The following is a 15,787-nucleotide window of genomic DNA, read 5'->3' on the forward strand; positions in this document are numbered from 1 at the left end:
CGGTCTTCCATGGTCCGCGGGGTCGGGGTGATGGCGTTGGCGTTCGGTGTCGCCGCAATCTAGGTCTGGTTCCCATGTCGGCCCGTCCCCGACCGTGTCCGTAGTCGCGCCGCTCGACTGGCTCCGTATTGCCGGTGTTCCTGAACGCGTGAAAAGACGTGTGTTCGGCGGAGGCGAGGGCTATCCTTCCGCCCCGGAGACGGTCGGCGGTTTTCCGGTGCAGGACAGGGGGCAACCGTGGGCAAGGGCAAGAAGGGCGCGCGCCCACCGTTGGATCTGCGTCGGCGGTTAGCGGCGCGCGACCAGGCCAGTCTCCTCAGTCTGCTAACTGCGGCGGGGGCCAGTCCGGCAGTGCGTCACCGGTGGCCGTCGGTGGCGCTGCTGCTGAACATGACCTTGCGCAGCGCCCGTACCGGAGGCCGCCCGGTCAGTGAGCACGAGCTGCCCGCATTGCTGCGCGATTGTCTCCGAGACGAGCCGATGGTCCGCGGTCAGGAGGATTTCCTTCCCCAGGATCCGCGTGAGGTGGTGCTCGCTCGTGCCGGTCATACGCTGGTGCGCCTGTTCCCCGGCTCGGTGGAGCGCCCAGTCGCGGATATCGCACGGTGGGCGCTGGTCGCCGAGGCGGTCGACCGGGTACTGATTCGCCGCTTGGGTTTCGGCGTGAACCACTACGTCGAGTTGGCGTTGCGCTACACCGATCACGTGATCGGTATGCTGGCGCCATCGTGGCCTGCGGGCGACGACCTCGCCGAACGGGTGACAGCCGTTGAGCTGGAGGCGGCCGCCACGTTGATGGACACGCCGATTCCGCCGCGGTTGCGGCTGACACCTGAGATGCGGGCAGCTGCCTCGTGGGCGACAGCCGCCTCGCCCCGCGTGCTGCCGTTCGACCTCAACGACCGGCAAAGCATCTTCGGCCGCCACCTCGCCGTCGATTTGCCGCAGACGGGCGGGGCACCGGCTCGCACCTTCTGGCTTCCGCCAGCCTGGCTGCCCGAGGCCACCGGTTATGGGGTGGTCGAGCTCAGTACCTACGCACACGACGACATCGACGCCAACATGCGGTTTGCCCAGGTGGCCGCTGACCAGGTGCGCCGCGCGTTGCACCCGTTCTCCGACGCCGTTTACGGGGCTCCGGATCTGTCTGACGGCCCGTGCGTGTCCCCGAAAGACGCGGTGCAGTGGATCGCACGCTGCGGTGACAACCGCGCGATCGCGGTTCAGCTGTTCACCTCGTTGAGCGGACGCTCCCCGCGGGTGCCGGGCGAGCCTGCAGCGGTACGCGCCGCCAGGACCGCGCGACGCTACCCAGACCGGCTGGTCAGCATCGAGCTCGCCGTCGGTACTGCCCGACTGGAGGCCGGCTTGGAGATCGTGCCGCTATTGGTCTTCGCCTCGCCCGGGCACATCGCCGTGCGGCAGCTGCCAGAGGCGGCGAGCATGTCGCTCGATGATCTGCTCTGGGCCGCGTCAACGATGGACAACGATACGGACTTGTTTCTGTTCTGCCGGGAAATGGCCAGCCCACGGCGTCCGCAGCTGCACGTGTTCGAGGCCGTCAACATCTGGCAGTCATGGCAGGCGAACGGTAAATCCCTGCATCCCGGCGCTGTCGCGCCCACGCTGATCTCCGTGGCGCCGCACCAAGCGGACGAGGAATGGTCGCGCAGCGCTGGCCGGGCGGCGCTCGAACAGACCCTGACGGTGCTCGACCTGCCCCCGGTGCGGGACTGGGCAAGTGTTGCGGGCTCTGGTGATGGCCCGTTTCAGGTTTACGGCTGGTCGACGGCTGCCCTCTGCCATCAGGCGTGGGGGCCGGTCACCGACGAGCGTTTTCTGGAACCGGTCGGGTGGACTCTGCATACCGGCCCGGTTCCGATGGCGTTGCGCTGCCTGCAGCCGGACTGGACGGGTAACGCCCGCGATTTGCTGCACGATCTCGCCGGAGCGTTCGCGTTCGCGATTGGTCACATCGCCGATACCTGGGCGCAGGCACACGCCGGGTCCGGTGTCACCGGATACGTCATTGATCTTGAGCCGACGGAGGCCGGCGAGCCCGCCGGGGACCCCCTGGCGGTCGCCTCAGTCGGACGTGGCGATGGTGCAGCGCCCGATGTGGTTACCGCACGGCTGGTGGTTGACTGGGCGACGTTCGGCGACCTCGCTGCCGCCGACAGCGGCGCAGGCCGTGACATGATGGCGGCGGCGATGCGTCAGGTCATGATCGGCGCCGGGCTCAGCCTCAGCGTGGGTGACGCTGTTGCCCGGGCGTGGCAGGCCATCGCCCCCACCATCCAGGTGGACATCAACGAAGACACGAGCGCTGCGGCGCAGCTGCTTGCTTCGCCCTGGCCGATCGATGAGGCGTTGGTTTCCGCCGCGGACCGGGTGGTTGCCGCAGCGGTACGCGCGGCCGGCGTTCAACCCGGCACCTACCACGGGGCCGAAGCCAAAAAACTCGACCGTGACGTCCTGGCCCCGGCCGCGCTCACAGCGCTCACGCGCCTGCTGGCCCGCTACGACGTCAATGAGGTCGTGGCGGTGGGTATGCGGCAGCTCGACCGGGCCGTCGCGGACAAACGCCGCAGAGCTGCGGACATCCAGCGGGCCCGGCGCATGACGCTGACCTGGGACCCCATCGCCCACGCCGAAGACATCGACCGGACCCATCTTACGCTGCGCCGCTGCAGCGAAACCGTCGTTGAGGCAGCCCTCCGTACCCAGCCGAGCGGATCAGCGCCGGTGGACAAGCTGGCCTACATGGAGATCATCGCGGCCGCACACGCCTACCTGCAAGCGACCAACCGCAGCGAACTCGTGCACCACCAGCTCAACCCCACCGCGCTGACAATCAGCGAATCGTTCGCGATTCGGACCGCGATGGACTCCGCCGCCACCGGTGCTGGTGCCAGCTCGACCTACCGCTTTGACGCCGACGCCTACCGGCACGCCCGCCTGACCGATCTTCTCGGGCCCGCTAAGCGCGACGCCGATGACGACACCGCCGCTGCGGAAGCCGCCGTACTGACCACCATCGACGACGCCATGCTGCGCGCCTACGGCACCAGCGGCACCGACCTGCTCACTACCCTGCTGGCGCTGACCCGATGGCCGGTGACCACCGAAGGCGACCACATCGCCCGCGCCGATACCGGCAGCGTGATCCAGCACGTGCTGGACACCACCGTGCTCGGCGAGCAGCCCGACGGACCGGACCGCGTCCGCGCCGCCGTCGACCTGCTCACCAGCAGCACCACCACCATGAACGCCACCGACTGGAAACCGTGGCACGCCCGCAACCGTCAGCACCGCCTGCTCACCCAGCCGCTCGTAGCCGGCTCCGACGGGGTCCTGGCGATCTCTCCGCACCTGTGTTACGCCGTGTTCACCGTCTACGGCAACTACCTCTCGCAGGGATTGCTGCCGTGGACCCAGCCACCACCGCGACCGCCCGTCGATAAGGCTCTGGACAAGTACCGCGACCGGCGTAACCGCCAACTCGAACACAATGTCGCCGCCCTACTTACCGACGCCGGTTACATCGTGAGGGAACGCATCAAGCCCAGCGACCCGCAGCGACTCGGCGTCCCGGAACTCAGCACCGAGATCGACGCGGTGGCAGGCAGGCCCGGCTCGTACACCCTGTGGCTGCTCGAAGCCAAGGACCCTGCCGACACCGTCGCCACCCCGGAGGTGCGCAGGCACCTCGACACCTTCTACACCGGCCACCGCAAAAGCCCGGCCTACGCCGCGCAGCTCGACCGTAAACTCGCCGACCTGCAACCGCATGCAGCGCAGGTGGCCGTGGCCCTGGGCCTACCGCCCGCCGAACCCGACTCCTCGTATGAGGTCAAAGCCATGTTCGTCACCCGCCGCCCGGTACCGGCCTCCTTTGTCGGCTCCGGCTACCGCTTCACCACCCTGACGACACTGCTGAACGACCTCAGTACTCCAGCCGCCGTTCGGGATCATGGTTGGAGTTCGAGGTTGAGACGTCGGGTGTAGTGGGAGTGTCGGGCTCGGGCTTGATGGCGGCGGCGCCATTCTGACCAGCGCAGACGGTGGGCGAGATCGTGGATCGGCCTGAAGACGAGGATGTTGATCAGGCGGCGGATCTCGTTGACGGTCAGTTTGATCATTGCGGTGTCGGTGGGTTCTTCGGCGGCGGCGTCGGCGGCGCAGATCGCCAGGATCGCGAGGGCTGCCAGGGCGAGCGTGGTGAAACGGTGCCAGGAGTCCCAGCGGCGAATCTGGTGCTGGTCGAGGCCGACCTGCCCCTTGGCGGCCTGGAAGCCTCCCTCGACCGTCCAGCGGATGCCCGCGACCCGCACGAGGTGGGCCAGAGTAGCCGGGCGTGGCGTCCAGCAGCGGTAGAAGGCCAACTCACCGGTGGTGCTGTTGCGGCGGATCAGGAGGCTGTGGTGGCCTGCGTCGTCGGCGTCGACTCCGCACGGGCGCTGGCAGTCCGATGGCCCCGCACCGGGGCCGTGCATGAACTCATTAACACATGGTATCGACACGAACCTCAGCGCCGTCTCGGTGAAACGTAGCCGCCAGATCGCCGTCCGGCACTGCTCAGCAACCAAGCTGTCAAGCGCACTCAGCCGGGCATGTCTCTCTGTAAAACAAACAGCCGAAGGACACGACACCTCATAGCCAGCCTCCCGTTGGCTACTCCGCCTGGTTCTGCCTCGGCACGGTCTGACCCACCGCGACCTGCGTCCACTGGCCCATCTCGGCCTGCTCGATCCGGGTGATCGCCTTAACCAATTCCTCGTCGCGGGTGGCCGGATCGTCGTACGGCGCCGCCAACACGGGGAACAGCCGGCGCTGCCCCTCCACCTCCTCGCGTGCGCACGGCTGAAGCGGAGGTAGTTCTCTGACCAGTGGTAGATGGCACGGACACCGGCGATGACCACGAGCATGCTGCCAAGGATCGTGGTAATCGCCGGCAGACCGGGCGCGATCATGGCGACGACCGGGATGGACGCCGAGATCACCAGGGCGCCTACGTCGGCGATCCGGTGCCCGCCGCGGCCGCCGCGCGCGGTCGGCGGCAGATGAGCACCTCGGACCCGCGCGGCGGCCGGTGCAGGAGGAGCGCACCTAGATTCGAAGCCGCCTATGATCGCTGCATGTCCAAGTTGGTTTCGGTGCCGGAGAAGACTCTCGAACATTGGTCGAGCCAGTATCTCACCTACCGATATCGATCGAAGGCTGCTTTGTGGTGGCCGGCCAACGGTGAAGATGTCGACGTGCGATGGTTGCCGAAAACTGCAGGCAAGGCGGTGCAACTTGAGCTGAAGACCTTGACCGTTGCTGGACGGGCACTGCAGGACGTATTGGTCGATCTAGGGCAACTGTGGGAATACCGCCAGCGTCCCCTTGGTCGCCAACCGTTCTACGCCTTTCCCTGGCCCGACTGGACCGGCTCACTGACTGAGGCTGCAATCGCTGACGGACGTTCTGTTGCCGAATTGGCTTTCGCGCGTAGCGGTGCTGGGTGGTGGTTCGCCGATTGGATGGTGGTGTTGACCTCCGCCCAAGTTGCCAGGGTGCTGGAGGCGGATCTGAAGGCGCACGGCGGCCCGTGGCGCGGCAACAAGGCTCGCTTGGTGCGCTTTGACCTGAGCCAGCCGAGGAACGGTGTCACGTGGGGTCCACGCGCCGCTCCGCCAGACATCATCCGCTGGCGTGACCTCTGGCCCGAGTTGCAACGATGCGGACGGCCCGACTGGCCGCAATTGATCAGAGTGCCAACCCGTTTGCTAGGTCCCTCCGGTCGAACGTATCCGTATTCGCTAGTTGCCGACCTGCTGATGCGGTCCAGCTTTACTTCTGACAACGCTGATTTGCCAACAGGCGAAATGACCACTCTGGTGGCGGATGGGGAAGGAGGGTTCAGGGTGGAATTTCAGATGAACCGTTCGGGTGACCAGGTCACTGCGGATGGCGTCGGGGATAACGAGAACCATCGGCAGCTTGTCTTTCTCGATTGGCGGGCCTTATCACCTGGCTAGGCAGGGTCCCTATCAGCATGACAACGCATTTGGTGCGCGGGCTCGGGCTCGGGCTGTTCGTCCCCAGATCGACCAGCGCAGGGTGCGCCCTGGTGGAAGCGTTACGGCGAGACGAAGGCGTTGAGGAGCCGGCGGATCTCGGCGACGGTCAGCGCGATGATCTCCGGGTCGGCGTCGGGCTGCTGCGCGGCGAGGATTGTCAGGACGACCAGGGCGAGCATGGCCAAGGTGACGTGGCGGTCCAGCCGGTCCAGCCGCGGACCTGGTAGTGATCGAGGCCGGTCTGGCCTTTGCCGGTCTGGAACAATTCCTCGATGCTCCAGCGGGAACCGGAGACACGGACGAGGGTATGCAGTGGCACCGGTCGGGGTGACCAGCAGGCTGCAAACTTTGTGCTCGGCGGAGGACACTGTCGGGCATGCGGACCCCAGCTCAGTCGCACCCGTCGGAGCAAGGCTTCTTCATTCTCTCCCAGCGCTAGACCGGAGTGACGCCCCGGCAAGCGATCGTCGGCTTTCGGGAGGTCATCGACGTCGACTTGGAGTGGGCCGACCTGCGCAAGAAGCGCTATCGTCGGCGCGCGGTATCCACCAAGGTGGCGTCTCTCGTTCTCGCAGCGTTGTCCACGGTGGCGCTTGGCGTGAATCTGGGCGGGCACGGCCGAGCGCTAGCGTTGCCGATGGTGGCCGCAGTCACTGTACTGGCCGGGATCGAGCCCTACATGAGCTGGCGGAGCCGATGGGTCTCGATGGAAGAGACACGGTACGAGCTCAACCGCCTCCGTGATGAGATCGACTACTACCTTGTCACTACCAGCGCGGGTGACCAAGACCAAGAGCAGTTGCGAATTTTCTTTGCCGACCAGCAGCGCATCTGGCGGGCCGTCAGCAAACAGTGGCGAGAGTTCCGAGCCTCGGACGCGGCCGCCCCGACCCCTGGACTGCGGGATGGATAGGTTGGCCTTCACGGTTCTTGGCGGCCCGGCCCGTACTCGGATGCGCGCTCTCATCGGCGAAGCCGCGAGCGCTGGCTACGTCCCGGAGGCCATGTAGGCGGCGAGGATGTAGTTGGGGTGCCGGTCGAGGTTCTTGCGGGCTCGGTCGTAGCGCGTGGTGGTACGCGGGTCGGCGTGACGAGCGGCGATCTGCACGTCGCGCAGGCTGACGCCAGCGTCGAGCATGGTGGTCACGAACGTGTGGCGCAGCATGTGAGGGTGCATCCTCGGCATCCGGATCCCCGCGATGTGGGCCAGGTGCTTGAGCCGACGAGTGGCGACGTGTCGGTCCATCCGCCCACCATGGATGTTACGCAGGAGCGGCCCGGCGGTGCGCTCATCGACGGCCCGGTCGATGGCTCGGGCGACCGCGGGTGGCAGCGGGACGAGCACGACCTTGCCGCCCTTGCCGCGCACCCGTAGGACCCGGTGGCCGTGTTCCTCTCCCCGGTCGGCGATGTTCGACCCGCAGGCTTCGAAGATTCGTAAGCCGAGCAGGCCCAAGAGGGCGACCAGGGCGAAGTCATTCGGGTTGGCCGACAGCCGGGCGGCGGTGATAAGGGCCTCGAACTGCAGATGGCCCAGTCCGAGTGTCGGTGACTCGGCCGGCAGTGTGGGCCGGCGGACGTAATCGGCTGGCGAATGCTCCAGCATCGCGTCGATTACACAGACTCGATAGAACCCGACCACGACCGACAGCCGACGGGACACCGTCGAGGGCTGGTACCGGCGAACGTCTTGCAGCCAGCGCACGTACCGCTCGATATCCACCCGAGCTGCGGAGAGCGGGTCAAGGCCGTGGTCGCTGCGCCAACGAAGGAAGACCCGCAGGTCGGACCTCGGTATGCACGCGAGTCTGCCCACGGTAGCGGCCCAAGAAGGCGGACACCGCGGCGCGCACGACAAGTTGATCGGCAGGTACGACACTGGAAGCCGAAGCAGGAGAGGTAGCCATACATCACCGTGCGTCATCACCAACGATGAACGCCAGCTCTCCCGGAGCGGCATGAGAGTATGACGAAGACGGCGCTCGATGCCTTCAGTCGTCGGCGCTAGGTCTTCGAGGTCAACGGCATTGATGAGTGAGGCGCGGTCTCAGGCTCGTTGGTCAAGTTAAGTGGGCTAAGTTCCTTGCTTCGCCCCTTCTGGATCAACAGCACGGTCATGCCGCACGTCCGCCGGAGGACGGACCGCAGCTCCCGCCGAGGGTCGCTCCGCTCCACCCGCGTGATTGGTTGCGGGTACACGCTAAGATCACCGAGTGCCACGCAGCTACACGGATCGAACGCTAAAGCTCCTCTTTGGCACGGCGGCTCACTGCGCGTACCCAGGGTGCGCGAGCCCGATCATCTTCGAGGACCGAGGCCTGCTGACCCCGACGGCGCAGATCGCGCACATCCGGTCCGAGTCGCCCGAAGGGCCGCGCCACGACCCGGCGTATACGGACGCCATCAATGGCTTCGAGAATTTGCTTCTCCTCTGCGGCCTGCATCACCCTCCGGTCGACCAGCATGATTCGGCCTACACGATCGAGGAACTGTTGGAGTGGAAAGAGCAGCAGAAACGCCAAGGTGACCGCTTGGTGCGCGACGCGGACCTCGCGGCGATCGCGCGGCGCATTAACGGTGTTCCGCCAGTCACGTCAGACGCGGTGCTTCGCGGTCCGATCGCCCATCTGGGCGAGGCGGAGCGGCTTCAGCAGGCAGAAGATCGGGTGGCGGAGTCGCCTCTGGAGGCGGCGTCGCTGTTCGCCGAGGTGGCGTCGAAACTCGAGGCCTCGCCGTTCGCCCGGCATGCGATCCTGCTCCGGACCCGCCAGTGCGAGGCGCTCGAATCCGGCGGCGACTTCGAATCTGCTGCCGCCCTGCGCCTCAACCTGGGATGGGTTCTCCACACCTACGGAAACTCGTTCGCCGTGGCCGAGCACATACGCAAACTGGACAGCAATCGCCAACACCTGTCCGAGTCGACCCTCCGGTCAATCAGCGCGCTTTCCTACGTCGCCGCATTCGGTTATGAGCATTCCGTAGACATGGATGACGTCGCTTCCGCTTTTGATGCGCTCAAGAGCACTGACATGAAATATACCGAATGCGCATTGATGCTCGCGGAGCAATGCATCGTCTGGCGCCGCGCCGATCTCTTGACCACGCGGATGGACCGCCTGCGCGATGCTGCTCTGACTACCCCTCTCGACGATGATCACCTGACGATCCGTGCGCGCATTCTGATGTGCCTCGCCGAAGTGGCCGACGACTGGAGTCAGCTTGACGGCGCTAAAGGGCACTATCCGCCGAACGCCGTCGCATGGATCGCCGCTCGTCATGCGCGGCATCTGGCGATCAAGGGGCGGACGGGCGAAGCGCTCCGGCGATGGCAAGACGCCATCGACGTGGCGGTCCGGGCCGGACTCAACGACTCCGCCGCGTCATGGCTCTACGCCTCGGTCTGGGTAGCGAGGCAGAACTTCGGCCCGCAACTGAAGGCGGCGGACACTCACCTGGTCGCACAGGCGCTCAAGGTCGGCGGCAGCGGCTCAGTGCTGCCGGAGCCACAGCCGTACGCTTCACGGGCGACGTCCAACATCCTCGACAAGCGGTGGCCCGACGCCCGGCACAACCTGCACCAGCACCTCTCCTATGCGGTACTGGGCGCCGACTGGCAGGAAGAGTTCCTGGCACACCAGCGGTTCGGTGACCTGTACACGGAAACCGGACAGTGGACCGGGGCGATCAGGCACTACGTTTACGGCAGCTACTGGCGGAAGTTGAAGGCCCTGGTCGGCCGGTTGCCCGACGAGCCGCTCGACTTCCATCCACCGTTGGACGATCAGCCGGCCTGGGAACGCGCGGCGTCCTTCCGCTTCGCGTCGGTGGCCGCCGAGCTCATCCCGGAGGAGACGGCCCGGGAGTGGGCAAGCGCGTCGTATCGCGAGCTCACCACGAAGGAGTTCTCACGCTCACCCAATAACACGTGGGGGCCCGCCTTTGGAGCGTTCGCCGGAACCTGCGGCGCCGCATCGCTGGAAGAGGCAGAAGGATTCCTGAACCTGACGCAGGACCACCTAATCGAGTCGACGCCCGACTCGTTCTTCGCGTTCTATGAGGAATACATCACGGCAGCGGTTGCCATTGCCGAAAGCCACCCTTCGCTGAGCGCCCGGGTGATCGACGCTCTGTGCGATGCCGTGCTGCTGAACAATCATATTGCCGACTACGCGTCCGACAAAGGAGAGCTTCTCTTCCGTTCGAACCCACCACGCGTTTCGCAGCGCCTGGCGTCAGCGGCCTCAGAGGGGAATCGGTATGCCGCTCTCACGCTCGTGCTCGCCGGTAGCGACGTCGAGCCGGTATTGGCGGTTGCTCGCTCTAGCTTCGAGCGCGACTCGCAGCCCTTCGTGTTCAACCCTAGCGTTACCACCTTCGGCACAGCACTGAAAGAAACCGCCCTGTTGGTGCGGACTCTTGACGACACGGACCGGACTACCTTCACCGATGCAATGCTGGACAGGGTGGCCGAGGTGCGCGACGCCGCCGAAAATCGTTCCGATGCCCTCGGAGCGATTCTGTACCTCGCGCCCACGTTGCCGGCGGTGACGCGGTCCGCGACGTTCGACGCGCTGATGAGCTTCGTCCGGGAGCCGACGGAGAGCTTGGTCGCGTTCGGGATCGACAACGGCCCGTTCGCCCGCTTCAAGGTCACCGGTGGCACGCCGCCGCTGGCGGCTCTCGCCTTGCGCGTCGCGGCCGCCCTCGCGACCACACAGGAGCAGTTCACGCAGGTGCAGGAGCTGGCGATCTCCTTGATGTATGGGGCGCGGGACACCGACTGGCTCCACATCGCGCACGCACTGATCGCTCTCCCAGTGGAGTCCCTCCAGATCGACCTCCCGGTCTTCGCCGCGCATCCCAATAAGGCGCCCCGGGCTTTCGCCGCGCGTGTGTGGGTGCGCGGACCCAGCCAGTGGCCCGACCTAGGCGTCAAGCTGGCGAAGGACCCAGAGCCGGCCGTCAGATATGCGCTAGCCAGCTCCCTGAACGACAGCCCCGAGCACGACGAGGTCCGGCACCTGCTCCAGGCCGACCACCGAAGGCTGATTGCCCGAACCGCAAGAACCCAAGCTGGTCGCCCCAGGGCCTGACGCCACGGGCGAAGCTGACGGTTGGTGCCGGACCTACCTCGCGCCGGCCCGCCGCCGGTCACCTCTCGAAACTATCTAAAACGCTCGGTTTCGTAGCGGGGTGGGTGGGTTCTGACCGCTGACGGTCTGGCCGAGCGCCCAGATAGCGTCTTGATGCTGGCGGGCCAGAGCCTTGATCGCTGACGCATGGCCACCTCTGCGGCGGATCGAGGCGGTCGGCCGCCGGTAGCCGCGTCGCCGTGAGCCTGACGCGATCCGCCACAGGTCAGCGCGAATCGCGGCAGAACAGTTAAATTGAGTCGGACTTCGAGGGGATTCTCCAGCAATTGGTGAGGCGGGCCCACCGGGGTGTGCGCATCTCACCTTTATCCCTCGTTCAGTGCCTGCACGTGACGCATAAAGGCATCTTGCGAGTTGCTGTTTCGGTTACCCGCCGCCGATGCTGCAACCTTACCAATGCCGTTTAGGGCGCTAATGGCAAGCGCCGATATCGTCGATCCAGTTGCCGCCCCCATAACAGTTTGGACGACCATCTCCCGAACGCCGCTGGCCCGCTCTGAAAGGAACGCACTACGGCCGAAGGAGCGCCGCAAAAGCGCCGCTTCATGATTGACCTCACGTTTGACTTGGCGAATCGCGCCTTGCATGGGATTCAACAAGGAGGGAATGCTAGCCGAATTCGCTACTCCGGCCCTCAGCGCATGCCGCCATCTCTCGAACTCGTCACCACTGCGAATGCTTACAATGTCTGTCGTGGCGAGGGTGGCAAACCCAGGTATCTGCAGGTCCGCAATACTCTGACCTACGAAGATCTCATCATCAGCCACTAGATCAGGCGGAATCAAGCGATGAGCTGGCACCGCGCCACCTCGGCAAGATCCATAAATCCATTCGATTAGCTCCCGATCCCGCGCCTCCAGTAGGCGGACGTCGACATGCCCATATAGCCTCCTGGCCCGCCAGAGTTCATGCACAAGATAAGACACTCGGCCCTGCGCTGCCACAAAAGTAGGCCCGTAGTGCGCCAACCACTCGCGACCCTGAAGGTCAAGCTCCTCGAAGTTGAATGCTGGCGGAGCCTTTGGGCATTCATCATAGTCCCATTCCGGCCTGTAAAAGTGGATGCATCCCGCCTCAATCAACGGATAAACAAAGCTCATTATGGTCGCATAAGCAATTAAGTCTGTGCGAAATCGACTCGCCGGCGAATCTATCCGCAGATAAGTCGTCACGGGGTCGGCGGTTGCAATCGAATGTGCGTAAATCAGCTCGTGCTGTAGGCTGCCGATTGACTTTTCGGCCGCTAGGTGCACCTCATTCAGGTCGTCGGGCGCGTGCGCTGGCCCCCATGGCCATAGGGCTTCCTCGCCTACGAACGGCCGAAGTTCGCCTTCCGGGCGAGCCGGAACGGGCATGTCCCGATACCCGCTGATTGCATCTCTAATTGCCTCGATGCGAGCCGGTGAGGCTGAGAGCAGAGCCTGGACGGTCTCCTCCGTCCTATCAACGCCTAGGCAATCCTTGATCGTTTCTATCGCAACGACGTCGAACGACATGAGCGCTCCCAACGTGGCGTACAGCTACCATCAGAATAATGGGTTGAGCAAGCGTCCTACGATCTTCGAGCTCCACGGGTCGCTGCCGGCAGGTTGGCCTCACGGAATACTAAGACAAGGAATCAACATTTCTCTGCGCACGACCGGCATATTCGACCCGGCCCTCACGTTTGCTCGGCGGCATGATCAAGCGCACTCACATCGGTAGTTGGGGGTGGTCTCGTGGTAGCCGCCTCATCGCCTGGCGGCCGGCTGGACGATGTCCGGGCCGCCGGTGTGCGGCGTCGGGAGGTAGCCGGGGTACGGCTGCGGCAGTGCCGCCACGCAGGCCGCGGAGCATGCGTTTACCAGCAACGGCAGCACGTCGGTGGCGACCAGGCTAGAGATCCAGACTTGGCGAAGCTCACCGTCAACCGGCCCATCGCAGACGCTGCAGGTTCGCACCGCGTCGCAGCCCCACACGTCTGGGTCGAGCGCGGCGAAGTCCGTCTCTACCGCTCGGGTCACCGCCCGCAGCCGCGGAAACGGCGGGCGGAACTTGAAGTTGCCATAGAGGACGCGCGTGCTCACCGTGCTGTCGGTGAGCTTCGTGCATCTGGTCAGCTCGTACGGGTACCAGTGCAGCCGGTGGGAGGTGTACGGATCGAAGACCTCAAGGCTGCTCATTAACCCGATCTCGGGCGGGATACGAACCAGATTCGTGCCGTAGAGCACCAGACGTTTGACGGCGGTCAGCTTCGCGATCGTCGCCGGGAGCGTGACGATCTGCCGCCGCTCAGGAGCACTCAGCTCCACGAACGGCTTGAACACCGTCCGCCCATCCGCTGCGGCCTCATCGATCAACGCCAGCAGATGCCGCCAACCCGCCGCCTCGGTGTCCTGACGGTCGGCGTGGAAGACGACGTTGTTCGGTCGGGTCGCGACCGAGTGGCCAACGCAGCGGCAGTGGTCGCGGGCCGGACCGCCTGCACCGGGTCCGACCGCATCCGCAAAGCGATTGGGAAACAGATGCGGCGTGATCTCGTTCGCGTCCACGCCGAGGACCCTACCGGCACCCATCGACCGCTCCCGCAGCTGTCATCGGCAGTTTTGAGCGGCAGCCCAACGGTTCCTCGTCACCTCGCGATACGCGCGGCTCGCGGCAGAAGCGTGCACCTGGTCGGAAGCCGCAAGTCGCTACCTCGGCTATACGGTTCTGCCATGTCTGCAGGTCAGCCGAAGCGCGGCCACTCTCGCGACCAAGCCGACTAGGTCCTGTCCTGCCGATCATGTGAATGCACAGCCCCAGATTCGCGCCCGTGGCATCTCCGCGTCGGGCGTCGAACTGCCTGTGCCGCTGCAGGAGCCGCTACCTCGCGCGTCACGATCCCCCGGTGACGTCAGGACCGGAACAAGTTGCCCAGATCCCGATGCGGCTGGCTGATCGATTGACCGAGCAGTTGGTACCCGGTGGATGGCGGCGGCATCGTGTCGTGCCCGACGACGAGGTTGTGCCTTTGTGCGCGAACCTCTCGACGGAGTCGTCTTCCACTTCGGCGTCAACCTCGCCGGACGTGACGGTGTCTCGCTCAGCTCCAGCCTCGGCGTCGAACATGCCGCCGCCGAGTTGCAGAGGCAACTCTTCGGCCGCACGGACACCGTGTGCCAGGTCGGTGCAAGCATGACCAATCTGGTCCACGACGCGGAGCCGTCCAAGGTCACGCCGTTTCGCTGGTGGGTCGCATCGCCGGAACAGTTGGACGAAGCTGTTGGCCAGGTGGTCGCCGACCTGACGGCCTATGGTGAGCCGTTCTTAGGCGGCAACCAGACGTTGCCGAAAGTGATCGAAACCCTGCTCGGACGGCCGAAATCGCAGGTCGAGTACGGAACCCTGGCCATCTGCCTGGCGGTGTCGGGGGACCTGCCCGGGGCTCGCGCCATGCTGGCGAAGTTCGGCGCGGTTCGCCCGGTGTTCGCGGGAGACACGACCGAGACATTCATCCACAACTTCACCAAGTGGTTCGGCAACTAGGAACCAGCCTCAATCATGCAAGCAAGATGATCGCGGCGATCAGGCCGAGGCTGGCCCGTTAGAGGGATGCGCGTTTGGCGTATCGGGTGGCAAGGTCACGCCTGCTTGAGCCGGTTGAAGCAGCGTTCCACCACGTTGCGCTTCTTGTAGATCACCTTGTCGAAGGCTGGTGGTCGGCCGCCGGTGCTGCCCTTGGCGGCCCGGCGTGCGACCTGGTCGGATCGTTCCGGGATGACGTGCCGGATCCCGCGAGTACGCCGGTTTCGTCGGGTGGAGTCGTGGGCGTAGCCCTTGTCGGCGATCAGAACGTCGGGCCGCTTGCGGGGCCGTCCAGGGCCCGGTTCGTTGACGCGGATCGCGTCGAGCAGTGCCAGGAGTTGCGGGCCCACAAGGTCATCTTCCTCGTACGCCGCCTGCCCACCGCAGGAACAGCCGTTCCGGGGATAGGTACGTCGTCATCGCCGGCTCGTCGCCCAGCACGAACGCCTGCCGCTGACCTATCGCGACCACGCCGACGTAACCGTCGACCGCGCACGCTCGGCCGTAGTCCCCCAGCTCTCCACCGAACCATCCGTGCTATCCGCACCGGTCCACAGCGGTAGCGCCGATTGCGGAGCGACGAGCAGCGGTCCGCCAGCCGACGAAACCCACGTGTACTGCAACGGCTCCACCTACCGCGGCGATCTTGCCAGGCCACGGCGATACACGAGTGCCCGCCAAGGCGACCGTTGTCATGGCCGGTGAGGTCTTCCTTGCCACCTGGCCGGGCTGCGGCAGATTGAGCAGAACGCTCCCTCTGCACCGCCCTGGAACGCGATCCGGCGTCCGGCAAGCTGCTGCGAAATCTGTTCGCTGCTAAAGAAGCAGGCCTCCGCCCACCCGCAGTGATTCCTGCGCTAGTAGATCCGGGGCCCGGCGCCGGCCGCGTGATCGGCCGGCGCCGGGTACCGGTTCAGCGCGTTGCGGTGCGGTGCAGTTGGACGGCGCCGGAGGTCAGATCGCGCGGGGCGATCCGGTCGACGTCGAACTCGGTGCTGCCGGGGCTGTGGTCGTAGACGACCG

General features: G+C 65.5%; 10 protein-coding genes and 3 pseudogenes. 5 read left to right on the plus strand and 8 right to left on the minus strand.

What is annotated here, in order from left to right:
• The first annotated feature begins 372 nt into the window (after positions 1–372).
• Positions 373–4,008, plus strand: coding sequence for a hypothetical protein (locus tag ADK66_RS22215; protein WP_053658401.1), 3,636 nt, complete (start codon positions 373–375; stop codon positions 4,006–4,008).
• On the opposite strand, the gene ADK66_RS31560 is transcribed toward ADK66_RS22215, so the two are convergent.
• Both ADK66_RS31560 and ADK66_RS31565 read right to left on the minus strand, forming a co-directional pair.
• Complete coding sequence (locus tag ADK66_RS31560) at positions 3,972–4,496, minus strand: hypothetical protein (protein ID WP_157552781.1); 525 nt, start codon at positions 4,494–4,496, stop codon at positions 3,972–3,974. The genes ADK66_RS22215 and ADK66_RS31560 overlap by 37 nt on opposite strands.
• A 178-nt stretch (positions 4,497–4,674) precedes the next feature.
• On the minus strand, positions 4,675–4,845 hold the full coding sequence (locus ADK66_RS31565) for a hypothetical protein (protein WP_157552784.1): 171 nt from the start codon (positions 4,843–4,845) through the stop codon (positions 4,675–4,677).
• 293 nt (positions 4,846–5,138) lie between these two features.
• On the opposite strand from ADK66_RS31565, the gene ADK66_RS31570 reads away from it, so the two are divergent.
• Positions 5,139–6,023 carry a hypothetical protein gene (locus ADK66_RS31570; protein WP_157552787.1) on the plus strand — a complete coding sequence of 295 codons (885 nt, stop codon included), beginning with the start codon at positions 5,139–5,141 and terminating at the stop codon, positions 6,021–6,023.
• A 101-nt stretch (positions 6,024–6,124) separates the two neighbouring features.
• Here ADK66_RS31570 and ADK66_RS30885 read toward each other — a convergent pair.
• Positions 6,125–6,372, minus strand: a pseudogene (locus ADK66_RS30885) (IS701 family transposase); the annotation flags it as partial.
• 138 nt (positions 6,373–6,510) lie between these two features.
• Here ADK66_RS30885 and ADK66_RS22225 point away from each other — a divergent pair.
• Complete coding sequence (locus tag ADK66_RS22225) at positions 6,511–6,978, plus strand: SLATT domain-containing protein (RefSeq protein ID WP_053658403.1); 468 nt, start codon at positions 6,511–6,513, stop codon at positions 6,976–6,978.
• 75 nt (positions 6,979–7,053) lie between these two features.
• Here the strand turns inward: ADK66_RS22225 and ADK66_RS22230 are convergent, their stop codons facing one another.
• The gene (locus ADK66_RS22230) at positions 7,054–8,025 is read right to left on the minus strand and encodes a tyrosine-type recombinase/integrase (protein WP_369814817.1); all 972 of its coding nucleotides are present in this window, start codon (positions 8,023–8,025) and stop codon (positions 7,054–7,056) included.
• Positions 8,026–8,278: 253 nt separating this feature from the next.
• On the opposite strand from ADK66_RS22230, the gene ADK66_RS22235 reads away from it, so the two are divergent.
• Positions 8,279–11,158 (plus strand): hypothetical protein, encoded by a 2,880-nt coding sequence (locus tag ADK66_RS22235; protein WP_053658405.1) that lies wholly within the window; start codon positions 8,279–8,281, stop codon positions 11,156–11,158.
• Positions 11,159–11,523: 365 nt separating this feature from the next.
• On the opposite strand, the gene ADK66_RS31575 is transcribed toward ADK66_RS22235, so the two are convergent.
• Both ADK66_RS31575 and ADK66_RS22240 read right to left on the minus strand, forming a co-directional pair.
• Entirely contained in the window at positions 11,524–12,714 is a 1,191-nt protein-coding gene (locus tag ADK66_RS31575; RefSeq protein ID WP_157552790.1) for a hypothetical protein, read from the minus strand.
• A gap of 234 nt (positions 12,715–12,948) precedes the next feature.
• Positions 12,949–13,749, minus strand: a complete 801-nt coding sequence (locus ADK66_RS22240) for a leucine-rich repeat domain-containing protein (RefSeq protein ID WP_231640133.1) — start codon at positions 13,747–13,749, stop codon at positions 12,949–12,951.
• A gap of 463 nt (positions 13,750–14,212) precedes the next feature.
• Between ADK66_RS22240 and ADK66_RS22245 the strand changes: the two genes are divergently transcribed.
• Positions 14,213–14,725 carry a hypothetical protein gene (locus tag ADK66_RS22245; RefSeq protein WP_053658409.1) on the plus strand — a complete coding sequence of 171 codons (513 nt, stop codon included), beginning with the start codon at positions 14,213–14,215 and terminating at the stop codon, positions 14,723–14,725.
• 58 nt (positions 14,726–14,783) lie between these two features.
• Here ADK66_RS22245 and ADK66_RS31580 read toward each other — a convergent pair.
• A pseudogene (locus ADK66_RS31580) lies at positions 14,784–15,108 on the minus strand (transposase); the annotation flags it as partial.
• Positions 15,109–15,118: 10 nt separating this feature from the next.
• A pseudogene (locus tag ADK66_RS32750) lies at positions 15,119–15,396 on the minus strand (Imm21 family immunity protein).
• Positions 15,397–15,787 lie beyond the last annotated feature (391 nt).

The sequence above is a fragment of the Micromonospora sp. NRRL B-16802 genome, from assembly GCF_001279555.1.
In the GTDB taxonomy this organism is placed as follows: domain Bacteria; phylum Actinomycetota; class Actinomycetes; order Mycobacteriales; family Micromonosporaceae; genus Micromonospora; species Micromonospora profundi.